This window comes from Streptomyces sp. NPDC048192 (assembly GCF_043202415.1).
In the GTDB taxonomy this organism is placed as follows: domain Bacteria; phylum Actinomycetota; class Actinomycetes; order Streptomycetales; family Streptomycetaceae; genus Streptomyces.
The window spans coordinates 68,910-90,897 of sequence record NZ_JBIDAL010000012.1 but is presented as its reverse complement, the minus strand read 5'-3'; the positions used below and the strand labels follow the sequence as shown (position 1 = coordinate 90,897).

The window sequence follows — 21,988 nt, the reverse complement described above, 5'->3', positions numbered from 1 at the left end:
CATCTCTGAGGAAGTCCCCCAAGACATCCCCAGATGCCGGCTGACGCCCCCCAAGACGCCGAACCGACATCGCCAACTTAGACCTTCGAACCCCTTCGATGGTTACGTTCGCATCACTGTGATCTGCGTCTCTTGCATATGTCCCTTAGGTGCGCAAGAGCCCCGATACGCCGATCGGAGCTCAAGCGTAAGGATGATGCGCGAGCCTTGTGAAGAGCTTATGTGAGGCTCGTCCCGGACTCTAGAGGGTCTCTTACTTCGGCCATCCCTAACCGCCGGTAACTTCCGGGGACTTCAGCGGAAGCGGCGCAGCCGCAGACTGTTGGTCACCACGAACACCGAGGAGAAGGCCATCGCCGCCCCGGCGATCATCGGGTTGAGCAGCCCGGCGGCGGCCAGCGGCAGCGCGGCCACGTTGTAGCCGAAAGCCCACACCAGGTTGCCCTTGATCGTGGCCAGCGTCCGCCGGGACAGCCGGATCGCGTCGGCCGCGACCCGCAGATCCCCGCGCACCAGGGTCAGATCGCCGGCCTCGATCGCCGCGTCCGTCCCGGTGCCCATCGCCAGGCCCAGGTCGGCGGTGGCGAGCGCGGCCGCGTCGTTCACCCCGTCGCCGACCATCGCCACGGTCCGCCCCTCGCTCCGCAGCCGCCGTACGACCTCGACCTTGTCCTCGGGGAGCACCTCGGCGAACACGTCGGCGGAGTCGATGCCGACGGCCTGCGCGACCGCCTCGGCGACCGTGCGGTTGTCCCCGGTGAGCAGGACCGGCCTGAGCCCCAGGGCGCGCAGCCCGCGCACCGCCTCGGCGCTGCTGTCCTTGATCGCGTCGGCGACGGCGAGCACCCCGCGGGCCCGCCCGTCCCAGCCGGCCACCACGGCCGTACGGCCCTCCTGCTCGGCCTCGTGCGCGGCGCGTGCCACGTCCGGCGGCAGCTCGTCGTACAGGCGCCCCACGGCCACCTCCCGCCCGTCCACGCGCCCGCGCGCGCCCCGCCCGGGCACGTTCTCGAAGTGCTCGACCGACGGGAGCGCGCCGAGGCGTTCCCCGGCGCCGGCGGCGATCGCGCGGGCGACGGGGTGCTCGGAGGCGTGCTCCAGGGCGCCGGCGAGCCGCAGCAGCTCCTTCTCGTCCTCGCCGTCGGCGGCGTACACCACCTGCAGGGTCATCCGGCCGGTGGTGACGGTGCCCGTCTTGTCGAGGACGACGGTGTCGACACGGCGCGTGGACTCCAGCACCTCGGGTCCCTTGATGAGGATGCCGAGCTGGGCGCCGCGCCCGGTGCCCACCATCAGCGCGGTCGGCGTGGCAAGGCCCAGCGCGCAGGGGCAGGCGATGATCAGGACGGCGACGGCGGCGGTGAACGCGGCGACCGTGTCCCCGGTGACGCCCAGCCAGACGCCGAAGGTGCCGAGCGCGATCAGGACGACCACCGGGACGAACACCGCGGAGATCCGGTCGGCGAGCCGCTGCACCTCGGCCTTGCCGTTCTGCGCGTCCTCCACCAGCTTCGCCATCCGGGCGAGCTGGGTGTCGGCGCCGACCCGGCCGGCCTCCACGACCAGCCGGCCGCCCGCGTTGACGGTGGCGCCGGTGACCTTGTCGCCCGGTCCGACGTCCACCGGCACCGACTCGCCGGTCAGCATGGACGCGTCCACGGCGGAGACGCCCTCGACCACGGTGCCGTCGGTGGCGATCTTCTCGCCGGGCCGTACGACGAACCGGTCGCCCACGGCCAGCTCCGCCACCGGCACCCGCACCTCGCGCCCCTCGCGCAGCACGGCCACGTCCTTGGCGCCCAGTTCCATCAGCGCCTTCAGGGCCGCGCCGGCGCGCCGCTTGGAGCGGGCCTCCAGATAGCGGCCGAGCAGGATCAGCGCGACGACTCCGGCGGCGACCTCCAGGTAGACGGTGGAGGCGCCGTCCATCCGGGAGACGGTGAACCGGAACGCGTCGTGCAGGCCGGGCCTGCCCGCGTCGCCGAGGAACAGCGCCCACAGCGACCAGCCGAACGCGGCCAGCGTGCCGACCGAGACCAGCGTGTCCATGGTGGCCGCGCCGTGCCGGAGGTTGGTCCAGGCGGCCCGGTGGAACGGCGCACCGCCCCAGACGACGACCGGTGCGGCGAGGGTCAGGGAGAGCCACTGCCAGTTGTCGAACTGCAGCGCCGGGATCATCGCGAGCAGCACCACGGGCGCGGCGAGCAGCGCGGAGACGAGCAGGCGGTGGCGCAGGGCGCCCAGTTCGGGGTCCTGCTCGGGGGGCTGCGGGCCGGCCGTCGCGGATTCGGGCTCGGGCGGCGCGGGTTCCTCGGCGGTGTAGCCGGTCCGCTCCACGGTGGCGATCAGGTCGGCGACCCGTACGCCCTCGCCGAAGGCGATCCGCGCCTTCTCGGTGGCGAAGTTGACGGTGGCGCTGACGCCCTCCATCCGGTTGAGCTTCTTCTCCACCCGGGCGGCGCAGGAGGCGCAGGTCATGCCGCCGATGAGCAGCTCGATCTCGGAGGCGCCGGCCGTCCCGGCGCCGTTGTGCCGGGGTGTGGCGGTGGTGCTGGTCATGTCCGGACTCCAGACATCGGACCGGGCCGCACGGAGCCAGTATCAGCTGGTCGGTACGGCCCGGTCGGGAACGAGGGGTGGGGCGGTCAGCCCTTGGAAGCGAGGCTCAGGCCTTGCCGGCCAGCTCGAAGCCGGCCTCGTCGACGGCGGCGCGCACGGCCTCGTCGTCGAGCGGGGCCTCGGAAACCACGGTCACCTCGCCGGTGGACGCGACGGCCTTCACCGAGCTGACGCCGGGGATCTGGGAGATCTCACCGGAGACGGAGCCCTCGCAGTGGCCACAGCTCATGCCGGTCACCTTGTAGACGGTGGTCACGGAGCCGGGTGTGTCGGTGTGGGCGGTCATGTCGTTACTCCTCGTCGAGGCATGTGGGGCCGATGGGGTCCCGGAGGGAACCCCACGCTCCCCACACTATACCCCTAGGGGGTACCTCACCAAGCGGTGTCCCGGTGCGCCAGCGACCGCACCCAGGCGGCCCCGGCCAGCGCGACCAGCGCGAGCCCGCCGACCGAGAACAGCGTGAACAGGTGCTCCCGCACGCCGTCCGGCCGGACGAGATGCTCCGGGGCGAACGGGCCGCCGCCGGTCAGCCGGGCCACCCCCCACAGGGCGAGGCCGTGCGTGGCGTCCCCCAGCGCGTGCAGCAGGCAGACGCCGAGACAGGTGCCCACGACCGGCGCGGTGATGCGGAAGCGCCCGGTCAGCCGGCGCCGGGACAGCAGCACGCCGCCCGCGATCGCCGTCCACAGCCCGTGCCCCGCCGGCGCGAGCAGTTCGCGCGGGATCTCCGTCTGAAGCAGCGCGCGCAGACCGGCGCCGTCGGGGGAGGCGGCCGCGTCGAAGGCGTGCGCCACGCTCTCCGGGGCGGCGAAGCCGAAGCCGACGGCCGCGCCGAGCACCAGTCCGGCGCGCATCCCCCGGATGCCCGGCTGCCGGCGCAGCACGAACACCAGGGCGCCGAGCTTGGCCGTTTCCTCGAGCAGGCCGACGCCCAGTAACCCGCCGAGGGAGGGGTGCGGCGGGTACGGCACCGGCGGTGAGGCGCCGAGCACGCCGAGGGTCCCGCCGGCCAGGAAGCAGCCGAGGATCGCGCTGACGCCCAGGTCGCGGACGTGCCGCTCGTACGCCCACAGCACGAAGACGACCGGCACGAGAAAGCCGCCGAGCAGGATCAGCGTCGGCAGCAGGGTGCCGTTCCGCGTCTGGTACGTGAGCCACCCGGCCGACACCCACAGCGCGAGCCCCGCGCCCAGACACCGCCGCCAAAGGCCCGCGGCGATCCGGGGGTACGGCGGTGGCGGCTGCTGGGGTCCGGGGATGCGGGCCCTGGGAGCGCCGGGAGGCGGGGAGTGGCTCACGAGGGGTCCCCTCGGACGACGGCTGGGCGGAGTGGAGTCGATGTGAGCGGTCATCCGCACTCTAGGCAGCCGCGCCGCGGGGCGCAGGCCGGGTGGCCTGGTGGGGGCATGGGAACACCCCGGGGGACGACTCCCGCTGACCCCGGCGTCAGCCCTGGCCCGGGCGGTCGCCCACCAGCGGCTGGAGATAGCGGATCAGCACGTCCTTGATCTCCTGGACGTAGGCCGCGCGCTCGGCGCCCTCGTGGGCGAGGATCAGCTCCAGGCCCGACTTGTAGACGGCGAGGCACACGTGCGCCGTGCGGGTGACGTCGGCCGGGGACGCACCGGGCATGAGGGAGGCGAGCAGATCCTCGATGCGGCCGGCGATCGTGGCGTGCAGCTGGTCGTGCGCCTCGGCCATCCGGCCCGGGATGTCGGGGCCGTGCAGCAGCGCGAAGAACACCGGGCGCTCGGTGTTGAAGGCGATGAACCGGTCGACGGCGGAGCCGACGGCCACCTCCAGCGGGGTGGCGGGGTCGACCGGGGCCAGCGCCTGGCCGTAGGTCTCCCGCATCTCGTGGACGAGCCGGTCGCCCAGCTCGATCGCGATCGCCTCCTTGTTCGGGAAGAACTGGTACAGCGTGCCCGGCGAGACGCCGGCCTCGCGGGCGATGGCGTTGGTGCTGGCGGCGGTGTAGCCGGTGGTGCAGAAGACCCGGGCGGCCGCTTCGAGCAGCTGGACGATACGGCGCTCCCCGCGGGCCTGCCGGCGGCGCGGCTGCTCCTTCTTCGAGGCCTGTGAGGTCTCCGTGGTCTCCGAGGTGTCGGGCACGCGTTATCCCCAGCTCTCCCAAGGCGATTGACAAACGCGAGAGGTCGCTCGCATTCTTGAGAAACGCGAGCAACGACTCGTGTTTGCCAGTTTATGGCAACGACTCCTCCGTGCTGCCTTCCCGCGCAGGCACGGCTCGTGGTGAAGGGGACACCGCAGCATGACCGAAGTCAACACGCCACCGCGGACGGCACAGCGGGCGCCGGACGAGGCGCCGGCCCGCCCCGGCCGCTGGACCTCCATCGTGACCGCCCGCCCGCGCCTGACCCTCCTGCTGGCCCTCGTGCTCACCGCGCTCGCCGTGCTGGCCGGCAGCGGAGTCGCGGACCTCCTCGGCAGCGGCGGCTGGGAGGACCCGGCGGCCGAGTCGACCTACGCCACCAAGGCGTTGGAGCGCGAGTTCCCGTCCTCCCAGCCGAACCTGCTGCTCCTGGTCGACGCGGGCCGCGCCTCGGTCGACGATCCGGCGGTCGCCGCCGAGGCCCGAGACCTGGCCGGCCGGCTGGCGCGGGAGAAGGGCGTGACCGGCGTCGGCTCCTACTGGCAGAGCAGATCACCGGCCCTGCGCGCCGAGGACGGCCACGAGGCGCTGATCGCCGCCCGCATCACCGGGGGCGACAACGCGACCGGCAGAACCCTCGACCGCATCGCTCCCCGCTACCGGGGTGCGCACGGCCCGGTCCGGGTGAGGATCGGCGGCATCGTCGCGGTGCGGCACGAGATGCAGACGATCATCAAGCAGGACCTGACCCGGGCCGAGACGATCGCCCTGCCGATCACGCTGGTGCTGCTGGTCATGGTCTTCGGCAGCGCGATCGCCGCCCTGCTGCCGCTCGGCATCGGCATCGTCGCCATCGTCGGCACCAGCGCCGTCCTGCGCGGACTGACCGCCTTCACCGACGTCTCGGTCTTCGCGCTCAATCTGACCACGGCCCTCGGCCTGGGCCTCGCCATCGACTACGCCCTGTTCATCGTCCGCCGCTACCGCGAGGAACTGTCCACGGGCGCCGCCCCGCTGACCGCGGTCGGCACGACGCTGCGCACAGCGGGCCGCACGGTCCTGTTCTCCGCCCTGACGGTGGCGGTGTCCCTGGCCGCCATGATGGTCTTCCCGCAGTACTTCCTGCGGTCCTTCGCCTACGCGGGCATCGCCGTGGTCCTGCTCGCCGCGGCCGCCGCCCTGATCCTGCTCCCGGCCGCGCTGGTCCTGCTCGGCCACCGGGTCAACTCCCTTGACCTGCGCCGCCTGTTCCGCCGGCGCCGAGATCGGAAGCCGGCCGAGGCGGCCGCCTGGGCCCGTGCCGCAGGGCTGGTCATGCGCCGCGCCCCCCTCTTCGCCCTGGGCACCACCGTCCTGCTGGTCACCCTGGGACTGCCCTTCCTGGGCGTGAAGTTCGGCACCGCCGACGACCGCCAGCTGCCCGCGACCGCCGAGTCCCACGTCGTGCAGCAGCACATCCGCGAGGGCTTCCCGGGCAGCCCCGGCGGCGGCCTGGAGGTTCTCGCCGAGGGCAGGGCCACCGCCGCCCAGTACGCCGCCTACAAGCAGCGGATCGCGGCCCTGCCCGAGGCGGTCCGGGTCGACGGCCCGCTGGTCGAGGGGGATGCCGCCTACTTCACGGTGCAGCCCAGGGGCGAGGCCGTCGACGAACCCGCCCAGCACCTGGCGAGCGACATACGCGCACTGAAGGCGCCGTTCGGCACCAAGGTGACCGGCACGGCCGCCGTCCTCGTCGACACCAAGCACGCGATAGCCAAGCGCCTGCCGTGGGCGGCCGCGATCATCGCCGTCGTCACCCTCCTGCTGGTCTTCCTGCTGACGGGCAGTGTGCTGATACCGGTCCAGGCGGTGATCCTGAACGCGCTGAGCCTGACGGCGATGTTCGGAGCGGTGGTCTGGGTCTTCCAGGACGGCCATCTCTCCGGCCCCCTCGGCTTCACCGGTTCCGGATCCATCGAGACCACCCTGCCCGTGCTGATGTTCTGCGTGGCCTTCGGACTCTCCATGGACTACGGCGTGTTCCTGCTGTCCCGCATCAAGGAGGAGTACGACCGCACGGGCGACCACGATGCGGCCGTCCGGCACGGACTCCAGCGCACCGGCGGTCTGATCACCGCGGCGGCGGTCATCCTCGCGGTGGTGATGGTCGCCATCGGCACCTCCCGGGTCACCGACACCAAGATGCTCGGCCTGGGCATCGCCCTGGCCGTGCTGATGGACGCGATGGTGGTCCGGAGCCTGCTGGTCCCGGCGATCATGAGGCTGACGGGGAGGGCGACCTGGTGGGCGCCGGCGCCGCTGCGGCGCTTCCACGCCCGGTTCGGACTCGGCGAGGGCGACGGCCACCGCCGGTGAGAGGTGCCCGGCCGCGGTGCGTGGGCCGTCCCGGGACCTCTACTCTTCGCGGAGGTTCCCGAAAGGAGTGCGGATGCGCGCGGTGGTGTTCGAGCGGTACGGCGAGCCGGCCGAGGTCCGGGACGTGCCCGACCCGGAGCCCGAGGAGCACGGCGTCGTCGTCCGCGTGGAGGCCACCGGACTGTGCCGCAGCGACTGGCACGGCTGGATGGGCCACGACCCCGACATCACGCTGCCGCACGTGCCCGGACATGAACTCGCCGGTGTCGTCGAGTCGGTGGGCTCCCGGGTCACCGGATGGCGGCCCGGCGACCGGGTCACCGTGCCGTTCGTCTGCGCCTGCGGCACCTGCCCGGCCTGCGCCGCCGGCGACCAGCAGGTGTGCGAACGCCAGACCCAGCCGGGATTCCACCACTGGGGCTCCTTCGCCGAGTACGTCGCCCTCGGCCACGCCGACGTCAACCTGGTCGCCCTCCCGGACGACATGGCCTACGCCACCGCCGCCGCCCTCGGCTGCCGCTTCGCCACCGCCTTCCGCGCGGTGGTGCGGCAGGGCCGGGTGGCGCCGGGGGAGTGGGTCGCGGTGCACGGCTGCGGCGGGGTCGGGCTGTCGGCGGTGATGATCGCGGCGGCGGCCGGGGCCCGGGTGGTCGCCGTCGACGTGTCGGCCCAGGCCCTCGCCCTGGCGCGGAAGTTCGGCGCCGCCGAGTGCCTGGACGCGACCGGGGTGCTCGACCCGGCCGCCGCCGTCCGCGAGCTGACCGGCGGCGGCGCCCATCTCTCCCTCGACGCCCTCGGCTCGCCCGCCACCTGCGCGAACTCCGTGAACGGCCTGCGCCGTCGCGGCCGGCACGTCCAGGTCGGGCTGCTGCCCTCGGCCGACGGCACCACCCCCGTCCCGCTGGCCCGCGCCATCGCCCTGGAGCTGGAACTCCTCGGCAGCCACGGCATGGCCGCCCACGCCTACCCCGACATGCTCCGCCTGGTCCGCTCCGGCGTGCTGCGCCCCGACCTCCTGGTGACGGCCGCCATCCCGCTGGGCGCGGCACCTGCCGCCCTGGCGGCGATGGGCACGGCACCCGGCGCGGGGGTCACGGTCATCGAGCCGTGGAGCCGGGAGAGCCGGAGCTGACGGAGCCGGAGCCGAGGGCCTCGGAACCGGGGGCGGTGGGGCTGAGCGCGGCCCACTCCCGGTCGAGGATCGACATGATCACCTCGTCGGCCCAGGCGCCGTCGCGCCGCTGCACCTCGCGCCGTACGCCCTCGACCACGAAGCCGGCCTTCTCGTAGACCCGCCGCGCCCGCGCGTTGTCGGCGTACACCTCCAACTGGATCCGGTGCAGGCCGAGTCGCTCGAAGCCGTGGCCGACGATCAGCCGGGTCGCCTCGGTGCCGACGCCCCGGCCGCGGCCCCGGGGGCCGATGAGGGTGCGGAACGTGCAGCTGCGGGCGTGCGGGTCGTACGCATACAGGACGACCTCGCCCAGGACCTCCCCGGTGCCGGGGTCCGTGACGGCCAGGTCGAGCCGGTCGGGCGCGGCGGACCGGGAGCCGTACCAGGACCGGAGCCGTTCCGGGGTGAGTTCGGTGGACGGCTCGAACGTGAAGCGGATGACCTCGGGGTCGGCGATGATCTCTCCCATGGTCCCGGCGTCGGCCTCCGTGAAGGGCCGCAGGACGGTCGTGCGGCCGGTCAGCGTGGGTTTGACGGAGAAGTCCATGGCCGCACTGTGCCCCACGCGGGCGGTGGGGCACAGCGGATTTCCCGGCGGCGGGTCAGTCGGTGCGCCGGCCCCGGTTGCCCGGCCGCGAGGCGACCCAGGCGTGGACGGTCTCGGCGTACCAGTACGGCTTGCCGCCCTCCACGCGGTCGGGCGGGGGCAGCAGCCCGTGCTTGCGATAGGACCGTACGGTGTCGGGCTGCACCCTGATGTGCGCCGCGATCTCCTTGTAGGACCAGAGCCTTTGGTCGGTCATGTGGTGCACCTCCCTGCGTGCGCCGCGGCGGCGGCCGGGGGCGGCCGTCGGGGGAGCCGGGCGCTGCGCTGGCGATCAGCGAGTCTGCGACCGGTGAACGACGCCGGCCGCCGGCGGACAGGGGCTGTCGACGCGGTGTGACGGGGAGCCCGCGCATCCGGGACACGCGTGACACAAAAGAGGTGTTTGTGACACAGCCGCCGCAAAGACGCGCGCAAGAGCTGGTCCGAATGTCCGGACAAAACATTGACAGGGCTCGGCGCGCGGGACTAGAAAGCCGGGGAGAGCCATGACGAAGGGAAGCCGATGGCCTACGACCTGATCACCATGGGGCGGATCGGAGTGGACCTCTACCCGCTGCAGACCGGTGTCCCGCTCGCCCAGGTGTCGTCGTTCGGCAAGTTCCTCGGCGGGTCGGCGACGAACGTCGCGGTCGCCGCGGCCCGACTCGGCCGGCGCACCGCCGTGATCACCCGTACGGGCGACGATCCGTTCGGCGCCTATCTGCACGAGGCGCTGCGCGGCTTCGGCGTCGACGACCGCTGGGTCACCCCGGTGCCGGGGCTGCCGACCCCGGTCACCTTCTGCGAGGTCTTCCCGCCGGACGACTTCCCCCTCTACTTCTACCGGCAGCCCAAGGCGCCCGACCTGGAGATCGACGCCCATGAGCTGGATCTGGACGCGATCCGCGCCGCCCGCATCTTCTGGATGACCGGCACCGGCCTGAGCGAGGAGCCCAGCCGTACGGCGACCCTCGCGGCCCTGGCCCACCGGGCCAGGTCCGGCATCACGGTCTTCGACCTCGACTGGCGCCCGATGTTCTGGCGGGACCCCGACGCGGCGCGCCCCTTCTACGCCGAGGCGCTGCGCCACGCCACGGTCGCCGTCGGCAACCTGGACGAGGTCGAGGTGGCGACCGGAGTGCGCGAGCCCCATGCCGCCGCCCGCGCGCTGCTCGCCGCCGGGGTGGAGATCGCCGTGGTCAAGCAGGGACCCAAGGGTGTCCTCGCGGTCAGTGCCTCGGGCGACTCGGCGGAGGTCCCGCCGCTGCCCGTCACCGTCCTGAACGGCCTCGGCGCCGGAGACGCCTTCGGCGGATCCCTGTGCCACGGACTCCTCGAAGGCTGGGACCTGGAGAGGGTCATGCGGCACGCCAACGCGGCCGGCGCCATCGTCGCCTCCCGGCTGGAATGCTCCTCGGCGATGCCCACCCCGGACGAGGTGGCCGCCGCGCTCGACGCCGGAGCGGTCCAGTGAGGGCCGGCCGGGTCACGGGCACCCACACGGGCGACGGCGCAGGCACCGGCCCGGAAAGCCCCGCGCCCCGCCAAGGCACCGCGCCCGGCGAAGGCACCGCGCCCCGCCAAGGCACCGCGCCCGGCGAAAGCACCGTCACTCCTCCCCGGATCGACGTCACCGAGCTCGTCCGCATCCGCACCCGCCACCCCGAGGCGATCGCCGAGGCGGCTGCCCGTCGTGCCCGCAGGCCCCTGCTGAGCGAGAACGGCAGGCTGATGATCGTCGCCGCCGACCACCCCGCCCGGGGCGCCCTCGGCGTCGGCGACCGCAAGCTCGCCATGGCCAACCGTGCCGACCTGCTCGGGCGCCTCTGTCTGGCGCTGTCCCGGCCCGGCGTCGACGGCGTCCTCGCCACCGCCGACATCCTGGACGACCTGCTCCTGCTCGGCGCTCTCGACCACAAGGTGGTCATGGGCTCCATGAACCGGGGCGGACTGCAGGGCGCCAGCTTCGAACTGGACGACCGGTTCACCGGCCACCGCCCCGAGGACATCCAGCGGCTCGGCTTCGACGCGGGCAAGCTGCTGCTGCGCATCGACTACGACGACCCCGGCTCCCTGACCACCCTGGAGTCCACCGCCCGCGCCATCGACGAGATGGCCGCGCGCCGGCTGCCGGTGTTCGTCGAACCGTTCATCAGCCGCCGCACCCCGGAGGGCAGGGTGCGCAACGACCTGTCCGCCGAGGCGGTGACCCGTTCCATCGCCATCGCCTCCGGCCTGGGCGGCTCCTCCGCCTACACCTGGCTGAAGGTGCCGGTCACCGACGACCCCGACGACATGGCCCGGGTCATGGAGACCTCCACGCTGCCGGCCGTGCTGCTCGGCGGGGACATCGGCGACTCGCCCGAGAGCCAGGTCGCCGCGTACGAGAAGTGGCGCGGCGCGCTGCAACTGCCCACCGTGCGCGGCCTGGTGGTCGGCCGCTCGCTGCTGTACCCGGCGGACGGCGATGTGGCCGCCGCCGTGGACACCGCCGTAGGACTGCTGTGAGGGCCGCATGACCAGCACCGATCTGCATCTGCCCAGGGGCGCCGGCGCGAACGCCCGGTACGCCGTCGACATCGACCCGGAGTCGGCCGGCTGGACATACAGCAGCCTGCGCGTGGTCGAGCCGGCGCCCGGCGGCAGCCATACGTTCACCACCGGGGACAGCGAGTGGATCGTGCTTCCGCTGGAAGGCGGATGTACCGTACAAATCGAGACCGCGACAGGGGAGCACGACGAGTTCCAACTCCTGGGCCGGAAGAGCGTGTTCGCGGACGTCTCCGACTTCGCGTACGTTCCCCGGGACGCCCGGGTCCAGATCGCCTCCGGCGCGGGAGGCCGCTTCGCCCTGGCAGGAGCGAAGTGCGAGCGACGACTCCCCGCCCGCTACGGCCCCGCGCCGGAGGTCCCCGTCGAACAGCGGGGCAGCGGCACCTGCGCCCGCACGGTGCGCAACTTCGCCTCCGCGGACTCCTTCGACTGCGACCGGCTGATCGCCGTCGAGGTCATCACCCCGGGCGGCAACTGGTCGTCGTACCCGCCGCACAAGCACGACGAGCACCGCCCGGGCGAGGAATCCGAGCTGGAGGAGATCTACTACTTCGAGATCGACGGCCCGAACGGCCTCGGCTACCAGCGGGTCTTCCCCTCCCGTCCGGGCGGCGCGGACGTCCTCGCCGAGGTCCGCTCCGGCGACGCTGTCCTCGTCCCCGACGGCTGGCACGGCCCGTCCATCGCCCAGCCCGGGCACGACATGTACTACCTGAACGTCATGGCGGGCCCCGGGCAGACCCGCGAGTGGCGGATCTGCTTCCACCCGGACCACACGGAGGGGTACCGATGACGACGACCCGGCTGACCGTCGCCCAGGCGCTGGTCCGGTTCCTGGCGGCCCAGTACACCGAACGCGACGGCGAGCGGCGCCGGCTGATCGGCGCCACCTGGGGCATCTTCGGCCACGGCAACGTCGCGGGGCTCGGCCAGGCGCTGGTCGAGTACGCGGACGTCATGCCGTACCACCAGGGCCGCAACGAGCAGTCCATGGTGCACGCGGCCGTCGGCTACGCCCGTCAGTCGAACCGCCTGTCCACGCACGCGGTGACGACGTCGATCGGCCCCGGCGCCACCAACCTGGTCACCGGAGCCGCGCTCGCCACCATCAACCACCTCCCGGTGCTGCTGCTGCCGGGCGACGTCTTCGCCGCCCACCCCGCCGATCCGGTGCTGCAGCAGCTGGAGGTGCCGTACGCGGGCGACGTGTCGGTCAACGACACCCTGCGCCCGGTGTCGCGGTACTTCGACCGCGTCACCCGCCCGGAGGCCCTGATCCCGAGCGCGCTGCAGGCCATGCGGGTCCTCGCCGACCCCGTGGAGACCGGCGCGGTCACCCTCGCCCTGCCGCAGGACGTGCAGGCGGAGGCCTTCGACTGGCCGGAGGAGTTCTTCGCCGAGCGGGTGTGGACCGTACGGCGGCCGGGCGCGGACCCGACCGAGCTGGCGGAGGCGGTCCGGGCGGTCCGCGCCGCGCGCAGGCCCCTGATCATCGCGGGCGGCGGCGTGCACCACAGCCGCGCCGAGACGGCCCTCGCCGAGTTCGCGGAGGCCACCGGCATCCCGGTCGCCTCCACCCAGGCCGGCAAGGGCGCCCTGCGGTACGACCATCCGCAGGACGTCGGCGGCATCGGCCACACCGGCACCGCGACCGCCGACGAGCTGGCCCGCACCGCGGACCTGGTGATCGGCGTCGGCACCCGCTACACGGACTTCACCACCGCCTCCGGCACCCTCTTCGAGAACCCGGACGTCCGCTTCCTCAACCTCAACATCGCGGCCTTCGACGGCCACAAGCTGGCCGGGCTCGCGCTGGTCGCCGACGCCCGCAGCGGCCTGGGCGAGCTGACCGAGGCGCTGGTGATGCACGGGCACAGGGTCGCCGTCTCCTATGTCACGGAGTACACCGAGGACAAGGAGCGCTGGGAGCAGCGCGTCGACGCGTGCTTCGAGGCCGAGGAGCCGGACGTACGGCCCACCCAGCCGCAGGTCGTCGGCGCCCTGGACGCCCTGGTGGACGAGTCGGACATCATCATCAACGCGGCCGGCTCGCTCCCCGGCGATCTGCACAAGCTGTGGCGGGCACGGGCGGTGGACCAGTACCACCTGGAGTACGGCTACTCCTGCATGGGCTACGAGATCCCGGCCGCCATCGGGGTGAAGCTCGCCGCGCCGGAGCGGAACGTGTGGGCGCTGGTCGGCGACGGCACGTATCTGATGATGCCGACGGAGATCGTGACGGCCGTGCAGGAGGGCGTCGCGATCAAGGTCCTGCTGGTGCAGAACCACGGGTACGCGTCCATCGGCGGGCTCTCGGAGTCGGTGGGCGGCGAGCGGTTCGGCACCGCCTACCGCTTTCCGACGGCCGAGGGGACGTACACGGGCGCCCCGCTGCCCGTCGACCTCGCCGCCAACGCCGCCAGCCTGGGGATGCGGGTGCTGCGCGCGAAGACCGTACGGGAGCTGCGCGCGGCGCTCGCCGAGGCGCGCGCCGCCGACACTCCCACATGTGTCTACGTGGAGACCGAAACGTCCGACACTGTGTCGGGCGCGCCTCCGGCGCAGGCCTGGTGGGATGTTCCTGTGGCCGAGACCGCGACCCGACCGTCCGCGGTCAAGGCACGTGAGCTGTACGAACGGCACGTCTCGACCCGACGCCGCCATCTGTGAGCAAGGAGTATTGGGGCATGACGAAGATCGTCAACCACTGGATCGGCGGGAAGACCGCCGAGGGCGCGTCGGGCACGTACGGGCCGGTCACCGACCCGGCGACCGGCGCGGTCACCACGAAGGTCGCGTTCGCGTCGGTGGAGGAGGTGGACGCGGCGGTCGCCGCCGCCAAGGACGCCTTCACCACCTGGGGCCAGTCCTCGCTGGCCCAGCGCACCTCGATCCTGTTCAAGTTCCGGGCGCTGCTGGACGCCCACCGCGACGAGATCGCCGAGCTGATCACCGCCGAGCACGGCAAGGTGCACTCCGACGCCCTCGGCGAGGTCGCGCGCGGCCTGGAGATCGTGGACCTGGCCTGCGGCATCACCGTCCAGCTGAAGGGCGAGCTGTCCACGCAGGTCGCCACCCGCGTCGACGTCTCCTCGATCCGGCAGCCGCTCGGGGTCGTCGCCGGCATCACGCCGTTCAACTTCCCGGCGATGGTCCCGATGTGGATGTTCCCGATCGCCATCGCGTGCGGCAACACGTTCGTGCTGAAGCCGAGCGAGAAGGACCCGTCGGCCTCCGTCCGGCTCGCCGAGCTGCTGGCCGAGGCGGGTCTGCCGGACGGTGTCTTCAACGTCGTCCACGGCGACAAGGTGGCCGTGGACCGCCTGCTGGAGCACCCGGACGTCAAGGCGGTCTCCTTCGTCGGCTCGACCCCGATCGCCCGCTACATCCACACCACCGCCGCCGCGAACGGCAAGCGGGTGCAGGCCCTGGGCGGCGCCAAGAACCACATGCTGGTCCTGCCGGACGCCGACCTGGACGCGGCGGCCGACGCGGCCGTGAGCGCCGCCTACGGCTCGGCGGGCGAGCGCTGCATGGCCATCTCCGCCGTCGTCGCGGTCGGCTCGATCGGCGACACGCTGGTGGAGAAGATCCGCGAGCGCGCCGAGAAGATCAAGATCGGTCCGGGCGCCGACCCGGCGTCCGAGATGGGCCCGCTGATCACCAAGGCGCACCGCGACAAGGTCGCCTCCTATGTGGCGGGCGCCGCGGCCGAGGGCTGCGAGGTGGTGCTCGACGGCACCGGCTACACCGTCGAGGGCTACGAGGACGGCCACTGGATCGGCATCTCGCTGCTGGACAAGGTGCCCACGACCGCCAAGGCCTACCAGGACGAGATCTTCGGCCCGGTGCTGTGCGTGCTGCGAGCGGAGACGTACGAGGAGGGTGTCGCCCTCATCAACGCCTCGCCGTTCGGCAACGGCACCGCGATCTTCACCCGGGACGGCGGCGCGGCCCGCCGCTTCCAGCTGGAGATCGAGGCCGGCATGGTCGGCGTGAACGTCCCGATCCCGGTGCCGGTGGGCTACCACTCCTTCGGCGGCTGGAAGGACTCGCTCTTCGGCGACCACCACATCTACGGCAACGACGGCACGCACTTCTACACCCGCGGCAAGGTCGTCACCACCCGCTGGCCCGACCCGGCCGACGCCCCGGCGGGCGTGGACCTGGGCTTCCCGCGCAACCACTGACGCCCGTAAGACCGCCCCGTCAGGCCGTCCGGATTCCGGACGGCCTGACATTTTTTTGACACCTTAGCTGCGGTTCCCGTTCACGCGGGATGAAAGGGATGACGAAGGGGTTACGCGCAGATGACCTTGGAAAGCAAGGTCACAGTCGTGAAGGGCTTGATGGATGCGCCAATAGGGCGTCGTGGCCTGGGAAAGCGATGTGGCGTACACCCCTCCGCAACTGCGGATTCCGTAGGCAAACCCCCATTGACGAGGCGGTTTTCGTCGGGGTTCCCTATGGGCGCCGGGAGCGGGCGACAGACACGTACGACGATCCGCCGGAGGCGATAGCGCTCCCGACCCCACCCTCAGTCTCACCAGTCGATCGGAATCGCCGTATGACCGACACCGTCCAGAAGTCCGTGACCGACACCGCGACGGCCCCGTCCCCGGGCCTGAAGCGTTCCATCGGTGTCGTCGGCGGCACGCTGCTGACGCTGTCCTGCGTCACGCCCGCCTCCACGCTCTTCGTGATCGTGCCCGACCTGTTCTCCAGCCTGGGCACGGCGACGGCGCTCTGCATCGCCATCGGCGCACTCCTGTGCATCCCCGTGGCCTTCTGCTACTCCGAGCTGGGCACCCTCATCCCCAGCGCGGGCGGCGAGTACGCGATCGTCTCCACCCTCGCCGGACGGCTCGCCGGCTGGCTGGCCTTCGTGATGTCGCTGCTCGTGGTGATGATCGTCCCTCCGGTCATCGCGATGGGCACCGCCGACTACCTCGCCCCGATCGTCCACCTCGACCCGTCCATGACGGGCGCCGGCGTGATGATCGCGGCCACCCTCGCCGGCCTGCTCGACCTGCGCGCCAACGCCTGGATCACCGGCATCTTCCTGGTCCTGGAGGTCGTCGCCGCCGGCGTGGTCGCCCTGCTCGGCTTCACCCACACCCACCGCGGCGCGGGCAGCCTCGTCGGTTCGCTGCAGGTGGCCGGCGAGCACGCCCACGTCAACCCGGTGACGGCGATGATGGTCCTGTCCGGGCTCGCCATCGCCCTGTTCGCCACCCAGGGCTTCTCCACCGCCATCTACCTCTCCGAGGAGCTGGAGAACCCGCGCCGCAGCGTCGCCCGCACCGTCCTCGCCACGCTCGCCATCTCCAGCGTCGTCATCCTCGTCCCGGTCGTGGCGATCACGCTGGGCGCCGGCGACCTGAAGACCCTGACCGGCGGCGACATCTCCAGCATGGTCATCGCCTGGAGCAACTCGGCCGTCGGCACCTTCGTCAGCCTGTGCGTCGCCCTGGCGATCATCAACGCGGGCATCGTCATGGTCATCCAGAACTCCCGCGTCCTGTTCGCCTCCGCCCGCGACAAGGCCTGGCCGCAGCCGGTCAACGACGCCCTCGCCAAGCTCGGCCGGTTCGGCTCCCCCTGGGTCGCCACCCTCGTCGTCGGCGTCCCCGGCGCCTTCCTCTGCTTCGTCAACCTCGACACCCTCTACGGCGTCACCGGCGTCGCCGTCACCGGCCTGTACCTGCTGGTCGCCATCGCCTCCCTGCTCTGCCGGCGCGGCGCGCACCGCGGCCGCACGGCCTGGCGCATGCCCCTGTGGCCCGCGGTGCCGGTCCTGCTGATCGCCGTACTGGTCTACGTCCTGGTCGAGCAGGACGTCTCGTACCTGATCTGGACCGGCGGCATCACCGCCGTCGCCACCCTCTACTGGGCCTTCTACCTCCGCCCGCGCAGCGAGACCCGCTGGCTGGTCTCCCTGCCGGAGGACGTCCAGGCCGAGGACGCGGCCGCCTAGCGCCTCAGAAGTCCCACGTCACCACGGTGCACGTCCCGTCGCCCTTGCCGCCCGCACTGCGATACGCGGCAAGGGCGACGTCGTTCCCGGCGTCGACGCCGACCCACATGCCGTAGCAGCCCCGCTCCCGGGCCAGCGCGGCCAGGCGCAGGACGAGCGCCCGCCCGATGCCCCGGCGCCGGTACGGCTCGCCGACGGCCAGCTCGTACAGGAACATCTCGGCGCCCTTGTCGGGGTGCCAGGTCTCCACACCGCTGACGAAGCCGGCCACCGCGCCCTCCTCGTACGCCAGCAGCAGATGGTGCCCGGCGGTGCCGAGGAAACGCTCCGCCCACTCGGGGCGCACCGGATGGTCGAACAGATGCGCGGCGGCGGTGACGTCGGCGACCGTGCCGGCCTTCCGGATCTCCATGGCTCTTCGTACCACGGCTGGTGTACGCCGCACAGGCCGCGTACTCCTCGGGAAGGGGCGGGGGTTCGGCCCAGCGGCTCCCCCGGTTGTCGGTGGCGGCCCGTACCGTTGAGGCATGGATCTTCGGGTGCCCTCATGGCGGGGACTGCTCAAGGGGCCGCGCCGGCTGCTCGCCGGCGCGGCCGCCGTCGTGGTGCTCGCCGGGGCCGGCACCTGGACGGCCGCCGCGTCCGGCGACACGCCGCCGGTGCACCGCACCGACCAGGTCATGGCGGTCGACGGCGTCCGTCTGGACACCTCGTTCTTCACCCCCGCCGGCCCCGGCCGGCACCCGGCCGTCCTGCTGGCGCACGGCTTCGGCGGCAGCAAGGACGACATGCGCGCCCAGGCCGAAAACCTCGCCCGCGACGGGTACGCGGTCCTGACCTGGTCCGCGCGCGGCTTCGGCAGGTCGACCGGGAAGATCGGGCTCAACGACCCGAAGGCCGAGGTCGCCGACGTCTCCCGGCTCCTGGACTGGCTGGCGAAGCGCCCCGAGGTTCAGCTCGACAAGCCGGGCGACCCGCGCGTCGGCATGGCCGGCGGCTCCTACGGCGGCGCGGTCTCCCTGCTCACCGCCGGATACGACCACCGGGTCGACGCCATCGCCCCGGCCATCACCTACTGGAACCTTGCGGACGCCCTGTTCCCGGACGGCGTGTTCAAGAAGCTGTGGGCCGGTGTCTTCTTCAACACCGGCGGCGGCTGCGCCCGCTTCGAGCCGGACCTGTGCCGGATGTACGACAGGGTCGCGGAGTCCGGCACCCCGGACGCGGCTGCCCGCCGGCTCCTCCAGGAACGCTCGCCGTCCGCCGTCGGCGCCCGCATCAAGGTGCCCACCCTGCTGCTCCAGGGCCAGACGGACTCCCTGTTCACCCTGGCCCAGTCCGACGCCGCCGAGAAGGCGATCCGGGCGAACGGCGCCCCCGTGGACGTCGACTGGATCGCGGGCGGCCACGACGGCGGCGACATGGAGACCGGCCGGGTGCAGACACGCGTGCGTGCCTGGTTCGACCGGTATCTGAAGGGCGACCGGAGCGCCGCCACCGGCCCGGCCTTCCGGATCACCCGCACCGGCGGCGTGAACTCCACCGACGGCACCGCCCAGCTGCGCGGCGCGAGCGCCGGCGCCTACCCCGGCCTGCGCGGCCACCCGCGCGACATCCCGCTCACCGGCGGCGCCCAGCACGTCACCAACCCGGCCGGCGCCAGCCCGCCCGGCGTCTCCGCGCTGCCCGGCCTCGGCGGCTCCGACGGTCTCACCCAGCTGTCCGCGCTCGGCCTCGGTGTCTCCCTCGACTTCCCCGGGCAGTACGCGAAGTTCGACTCGGCGCCGCTCACCCGCGACCTGCAGGTCACCGGCACCCCGACCGCCACCGTCCACATCGCCTCCACCAGCGACGACGCCGTCCTGTTCGGCAAGGTCTACGACGTCGGCCCCGGCGGCGCCCGGCCGGTGCTGCCCTCCCAGCTCGTCGCCCCCTTCCGGGTGACCGGTGCCAAGGCCGGCAAGGACGTCACGGTCACCCTCCCGGCGATCGACCACCAGGTGCAGAAGGGCCACCGGCTCCGCCTGGTCCTCGCCTCCACCGACCTCGGCTACGCCTCACCGGCCGCTCCCGCCACCTACACCGTCTCCCTCAAGGGCGCCCTGAGCGTGCCTACGGCCCCCTCCGTCACCACGGCCACGGCCCCCCTGCCCGCCTGGGTCTGGTGGCTCCCCGCGGCCGGCGCGGCGCTCGCCCTCGCCCTGCTGCTCACCGCCCGCCGCCGCACGGCCGCCCCCGCACCCGACTCCGCGACGGCCGGCGTCCCGCTGGTGATCAGCGGCCTGAGCAAGCGGTACGCGAAGTCCGCCGACCGGTACGCGGTGCGCGAGCTGTCCTTCCGCGTCGAGCAGGGTCAGGTCCTCGGCCTGCTCGGCCCCAACGGCGCGGGCAAGACCACCACCCTGCGCATGCTGATGGGTCTGATCACCCCGGACGACGGCGAGATCCGCGTCTTCGGCCACGCCGTCCGCCCCGGCGCGCCCGTGCTCTCCCGGGTCGGCGCCTTCGTGGAGGGCGCGGGCTTCCTGCCGCACCTGTCCGGCCGGGAGAACCTCCAGCTGTACTGGCGGGCCACCGGCCGCCCGCCCGAGGACGCCCACCTGGACGAGGCGCTGGAGATCGCCGGGCTCGGCGACGCGCTCGCCCGCGCGGTGCGCACCTACTCGCAGGGCATGCGCCAGCGTCTCGCCATCGCCCAGGCCATGCTCGGCCTGCCCGACCTGCTCATCCTCGACGAGCCCACCAACGGCCTCGACCCGCCCCAGATCCGCGAGATGCGCGAGGTGATGATCCGCTACGCCGCCGCCGGACGCACGGTGATCGTCTCCAGTCATCTCCTCGCCGAGGTCGAGCAGACCTGCACCCACCTGGTGGTGATGGACCGCGGCCGGCTCGTCCAGGCCGGCCCGGTCGGGGAGATCGTCGGCTCCGGCGACACGCTGCTCGTCGGCACCGCCACGCCCGTGGAGGAGCCGGTCGTGGAGAAGGTGGCCGCGCTGCCCGGCGTCGCCTCCGCCGTGCGCACCGACGACGGGCTGCTGATCCGGCTGGAGACCGGCGGCACGGCCGAGCGGCTGGTCGCGGAGCTGGTGCGGCTCGAGGTGCCGGTCGCCTCGGTCGGCCCGCACCGCCGACTGGAAGACGCCTTCCTCACCCTGATCGGAGGTTCAGCATGAGCACGCTCACCGAGACCGCCTCCGGTTACCGGGCGGGCCGCACGCTCCCCGTGCGGGTCGAGCTGGTCCGGCAGCTCAAGCGGCGACGCACCCTGGTCATGGGGGCCGTCCTCGCCCTGCTGCCGTTCGTGCTGGTGATCGCCTTCGCGATCGGCGGCGACCCGTCCGGCCGCAACGGCGAGATCACCCTGATGGACACGGCCACCGCGTCCGGCGCCAACTTCGCCGCGGTCAACCTGTTCGTCTCGGCCGGCTTCCTGCTGGTGATCCCGGTCGCCCTGTTCTGCGGGGACACTGTCGCCTCCGAGGCCGGCTGGTCCTCCCTGCGCTATCTGCTCGCCGCGCCCGTGCCGCGTGTCCGGCTGCTGTGGTCCAAGCTGGTCGTGGCGCTCGGGCTGAGCCTCGCCGCGATGATCCTGCTCCCGGTCGTCGCCCTCGCGGTCGGCACCGCGGCCTACGGCTGGGGTCCGCTGCAGATACCGACGGGCGGCGCGCTGGACACCGGGACGGCGGTGCAGCGGCTCGCGGTGACCGTGGCGTACATCTTCGTGTCCCAACTGGTCACCGCGGGGCTGGCGTTCTGGCTGTCGACGAAGACCGACGCACCGCTCGGCGCGGTGGGCGGCGCGGTCGGCCTGACCATCGTCGGCAACGTCCTGGACGCGGTCACCGCGCTGGGCCACTGGCGCGACTTCCTGCCCGCGCACTGGCAGTTCGCCTGGGCCGACGCCGTCCAGCCCCGGCCGGAGTGGTCCGGCATGATCCAGGGCACCGCGATCTCCATAACGTACGCCCTGGTGCTGTTCGCCCTGGCCTTCCGGGGTTTCGCCCGCAAGGACATCGTGTCCTAGGTCACCGGAGGGTCACCCACCGGTCTCGGCGGCCCGCCGCCGTGCCCGCTTCGAGACCCATCCGCAACACCCCGGCCCGCACGTTCCGCCCGCCAGCGCCGTCACAGTCGAGACGAGTCGCGCGACGGCGGTTCGTTCTCAACTGGCTCAGGGGGTTGGCGAGATGACAGAGAAAAGCTCGGCAAGGCGCACACCGAACCGATCGGCAGAGCCCCCCAGGGGACAGCGGGCCACACCCGGGGGCTCCGCGCCCGGACGGGAGGCGGGGTCCGGGGCCTGGCCGGCACCGGGGTGCGGGGGCTGGCCGGCACGGGGGCGCGGGGGCTGGCCGGCACGGGGGCGCGGGGCGCGGCCGGATGGTGATACCGCGCCGGCACTGGAGTCGGGGTCCGGGGCCTGGCCGGAGCCGGAGGGTGGCGCGCGGCGGGGCGGTGGCGCCGGGTCGGTACTGGAGTCGGGGGCCAGGGTCTGGCCGGAGCCGGAGGGTGGCGCGCGGCCGGAGTCCGGGGGCTGGCCGGCATCGGAGGGCGCCGGGCCAGCACCGGACGCGGGGTCCGGGGCCTGGCCGGCACCGGGGTTCGGG

General features: G+C 73.0%; 17 protein-coding genes. 10 read left to right on the top strand and 7 right to left on the bottom strand.

Translation table 11 applies throughout. The features are described from left to right. Positions 1-294: 294 nt before the first annotated feature. The 4 genes from ACGFZN_RS25870 to ACGFZN_RS25855 all read right to left on the bottom strand — a co-directional run bounded on the left by ACGFZN_RS25870 (position 295) and on the right by ACGFZN_RS25855 (position 4,732). Positions 295-2,559 carry a heavy metal translocating P-type ATPase gene (locus tag ACGFZN_RS25870; protein WP_393860864.1) on the bottom strand — a complete coding sequence of 755 codons (2,265 nt, stop codon included), beginning with the start codon at positions 2,557-2,559 and terminating at the stop codon, positions 295-297. 106 nt (positions 2,560-2,665) lie between these two features. Beyond that, entirely contained in the window at positions 2,666-2,905 is a 240-nt protein-coding gene (locus ACGFZN_RS25865) for a heavy-metal-associated domain-containing protein (RefSeq protein WP_361976982.1), read from the bottom strand. Between the two features lie 86 nt (positions 2,906-2,991). Beyond that, positions 2,992-3,918 carry a PrsW family glutamic-type intramembrane protease gene (locus ACGFZN_RS25860; RefSeq protein ID WP_393860863.1) on the bottom strand — a complete coding sequence of 309 codons (927 nt, stop codon included), beginning with the start codon at positions 3,916-3,918 and terminating at the stop codon, positions 2,992-2,994. A 148-nt stretch (positions 3,919-4,066) separates the two neighbouring features. Next, complete coding sequence (locus ACGFZN_RS25855) at positions 4,067-4,732, bottom strand: TetR/AcrR family transcriptional regulator (protein ID WP_393860862.1); 666 nt, start codon at positions 4,730-4,732, stop codon at positions 4,067-4,069. Between the two features lie 160 nt (positions 4,733-4,892). Here ACGFZN_RS25855 and ACGFZN_RS25850 point away from each other — a divergent pair, with 160 nt between their 5' ends. Continuing rightward, positions 4,893-7,088: an MMPL family transporter gene (locus tag ACGFZN_RS25850; RefSeq protein ID WP_393860861.1), complete on the top strand. Its 2,196-nt coding sequence runs from the start codon at positions 4,893-4,895 to the stop codon at positions 7,086-7,088. A 73-nt stretch (positions 7,089-7,161) separates the two neighbouring features. Beyond that, entirely contained in the window at positions 7,162-8,220 is a 1,059-nt protein-coding gene (locus ACGFZN_RS25845) for a zinc-dependent alcohol dehydrogenase family protein (RefSeq protein ID WP_393860860.1), read from the top strand. Here the strand turns inward: ACGFZN_RS25845 and ACGFZN_RS25840 are convergent. Both ACGFZN_RS25840 and ACGFZN_RS25835 read right to left on the bottom strand, forming a co-directional pair. Further along, on the bottom strand, positions 8,186-8,809 hold the full coding sequence (locus tag ACGFZN_RS25840; protein ID WP_393860859.1) for a GNAT family N-acetyltransferase: 624 nt from the start codon (positions 8,807-8,809) through the stop codon (positions 8,186-8,188). The two genes, ACGFZN_RS25845 and ACGFZN_RS25840, sit on opposite strands and share 35 nt — an antisense overlap. A gap of 55 nt (positions 8,810-8,864) precedes the next feature. After that, the gene (locus ACGFZN_RS25835) at positions 8,865-9,065 is read right to left on the bottom strand and encodes a MerR family DNA-binding transcriptional regulator (protein ID WP_360144956.1); all 201 of its coding nucleotides are present in this window, start codon (positions 9,063-9,065) and stop codon (positions 8,865-8,867) included. Positions 9,066-9,371: 306 nt separating this feature from the next. Between ACGFZN_RS25835 and iolC the strand changes: the two genes are divergently transcribed. The 6 genes from iolC (at position 9,372) to ACGFZN_RS25805 (ending at position 17,378) form a co-directional block, all read left to right on the top strand. Continuing rightward, positions 9,372-10,322 (top strand): 5-dehydro-2-deoxygluconokinase, encoded by a 951-nt coding sequence (iolC, locus tag ACGFZN_RS25830; protein ID WP_393860858.1) that lies wholly within the window; start codon positions 9,372-9,374, stop codon positions 10,320-10,322. Between the two features lie 149 nt (positions 10,323-10,471). Beyond that, the gene (locus ACGFZN_RS25825; protein WP_393861025.1) at positions 10,472-11,356 is read left to right on the top strand and encodes a deoxyribose-phosphate aldolase; all 885 of its coding nucleotides are present in this window, start codon (positions 10,472-10,474) and stop codon (positions 11,354-11,356) included. Between the two features lie 7 nt (positions 11,357-11,363). Further along, on the top strand, positions 11,364-12,194 hold the full coding sequence (iolB, locus tag ACGFZN_RS25820) for a 5-deoxy-glucuronate isomerase (protein ID WP_393860857.1): 831 nt from the start codon (positions 11,364-11,366) through the stop codon (positions 12,192-12,194). Further along, positions 12,191-14,071: a 3D-(3,5/4)-trihydroxycyclohexane-1,2-dione acylhydrolase (decyclizing) gene (gene iolD, locus ACGFZN_RS25815; protein WP_393860856.1), complete on the top strand. Its 1,881-nt coding sequence runs from the start codon at positions 12,191-12,193 to the stop codon at positions 14,069-14,071. Before iolB ends, iolD begins: the two co-directional genes overlap by 4 nt. Before the next feature lie 17 nt (positions 14,072-14,088). Continuing rightward, positions 14,089-15,591 carry a CoA-acylating methylmalonate-semialdehyde dehydrogenase gene (mmsA, locus tag ACGFZN_RS25810; protein ID WP_393860855.1) on the top strand — a complete coding sequence of 501 codons (1,503 nt, stop codon included), beginning with the start codon at positions 14,089-14,091 and terminating at the stop codon, positions 15,589-15,591. Positions 15,592-15,968: 377 nt separating this feature from the next. Beyond that, complete coding sequence (locus ACGFZN_RS25805) at positions 15,969-17,378, top strand: APC family permease (RefSeq protein WP_393860854.1); 1,410 nt, start codon at positions 15,969-15,971, stop codon at positions 17,376-17,378. Positions 17,379-17,382: 4 nt separating this feature from the next. On the opposite strand, the gene ACGFZN_RS25800 is transcribed toward ACGFZN_RS25805, so the two are convergent. Next, positions 17,383-17,790, bottom strand: a complete 408-nt coding sequence (locus ACGFZN_RS25800) for a GNAT family N-acetyltransferase (protein ID WP_393860853.1) — start codon at positions 17,788-17,790, stop codon at positions 17,383-17,385. A 115-nt stretch (positions 17,791-17,905) separates the two neighbouring features. Here ACGFZN_RS25800 and ACGFZN_RS25795 point away from each other — a divergent pair, with 115 nt between their 5' ends. Further along, positions 17,906-20,554: a CocE/NonD family hydrolase gene (locus ACGFZN_RS25795; protein ID WP_393860852.1), complete on the top strand. Its 2,649-nt coding sequence runs from the start codon at positions 17,906-17,908 to the stop codon at positions 20,552-20,554. Then, on the top strand, positions 20,551-21,405 hold the full coding sequence (locus ACGFZN_RS25790; RefSeq protein WP_330339872.1) for an ABC transporter permease: 855 nt from the start codon (positions 20,551-20,553) through the stop codon (positions 21,403-21,405). Before ACGFZN_RS25795 ends, ACGFZN_RS25790 begins: the two co-directional genes overlap by 4 nt. Positions 21,406-21,988: the final 583 nt, after the last annotated feature.

What these genes read in the sequence shown, in the direction of transcription:
- ACGFZN_RS25865 (WP_361976982.1), bottom strand. Translation starts at nt 2,905, where the DNA reads ATGACCGCCCACACCGACACACCCGGCTCCGTGACCACCGTCTACAAG.
- ACGFZN_RS25835 (WP_360144956.1), bottom strand. Translation starts at nt 9,065, where the DNA reads ATGACCGACCAAAGGCTCTGGTCCTACAAGGAGATCGCGGCGCACATC.
- ACGFZN_RS25800 (WP_393860853.1), bottom strand. Translation starts at nt 17,790, where the DNA reads ATGGAGATCCGGAAGGCCGGCACGGTCGCCGACGTCACCGCCGCCGCG.
- iolC (WP_393860858.1), top strand. Translation starts at nt 9,372, where the DNA reads ATGGCCTACGACCTGATCACCATGGGGCGGATCGGAGTGGACCTCTAC.
- iolB (WP_393860857.1), top strand. Translation starts at nt 11,364, where the DNA reads ATGACCAGCACCGATCTGCATCTGCCCAGGGGCGCCGGCGCGAACGCC.
- ACGFZN_RS25845 (WP_393860860.1), top strand. Translation starts at nt 7,162, where the DNA reads ATGCGCGCGGTGGTGTTCGAGCGGTACGGCGAGCCGGCCGAGGTCCGG.
- ACGFZN_RS25850 (WP_393860861.1), top strand. Translation starts at nt 4,893, where the DNA reads ATGACCGAAGTCAACACGCCACCGCGGACGGCACAGCGGGCGCCGGAC.
- mmsA (WP_393860855.1), top strand. Translation starts at nt 14,089, where the DNA reads ATGACGAAGATCGTCAACCACTGGATCGGCGGGAAGACCGCCGAGGGC.
- ACGFZN_RS25795 (WP_393860852.1), top strand. Translation starts at nt 17,906, where the DNA reads ATGGATCTTCGGGTGCCCTCATGGCGGGGACTGCTCAAGGGGCCGCGC.
- iolD (WP_393860856.1), top strand. Translation starts at nt 12,191, where the DNA reads ATGACGACGACCCGGCTGACCGTCGCCCAGGCGCTGGTCCGGTTCCTG.
- ACGFZN_RS25805 (WP_393860854.1), top strand. Translation starts at nt 15,969, where the DNA reads ATGACCGACACCGTCCAGAAGTCCGTGACCGACACCGCGACGGCCCCG.
- ACGFZN_RS25870 (WP_393860864.1), bottom strand. Translation starts at nt 2,559, where the DNA reads ATGACCAGCACCACCGCCACACCCCGGCACAACGGCGCCGGGACGGCC.
- ACGFZN_RS25840 (WP_393860859.1), bottom strand. Translation starts at nt 8,809, where the DNA reads ATGGACTTCTCCGTCAAACCCACGCTGACCGGCCGCACGACCGTCCTG.
- ACGFZN_RS25790 (WP_330339872.1), top strand. Translation starts at nt 20,551, where the DNA reads ATGAGCACGCTCACCGAGACCGCCTCCGGTTACCGGGCGGGCCGCACG.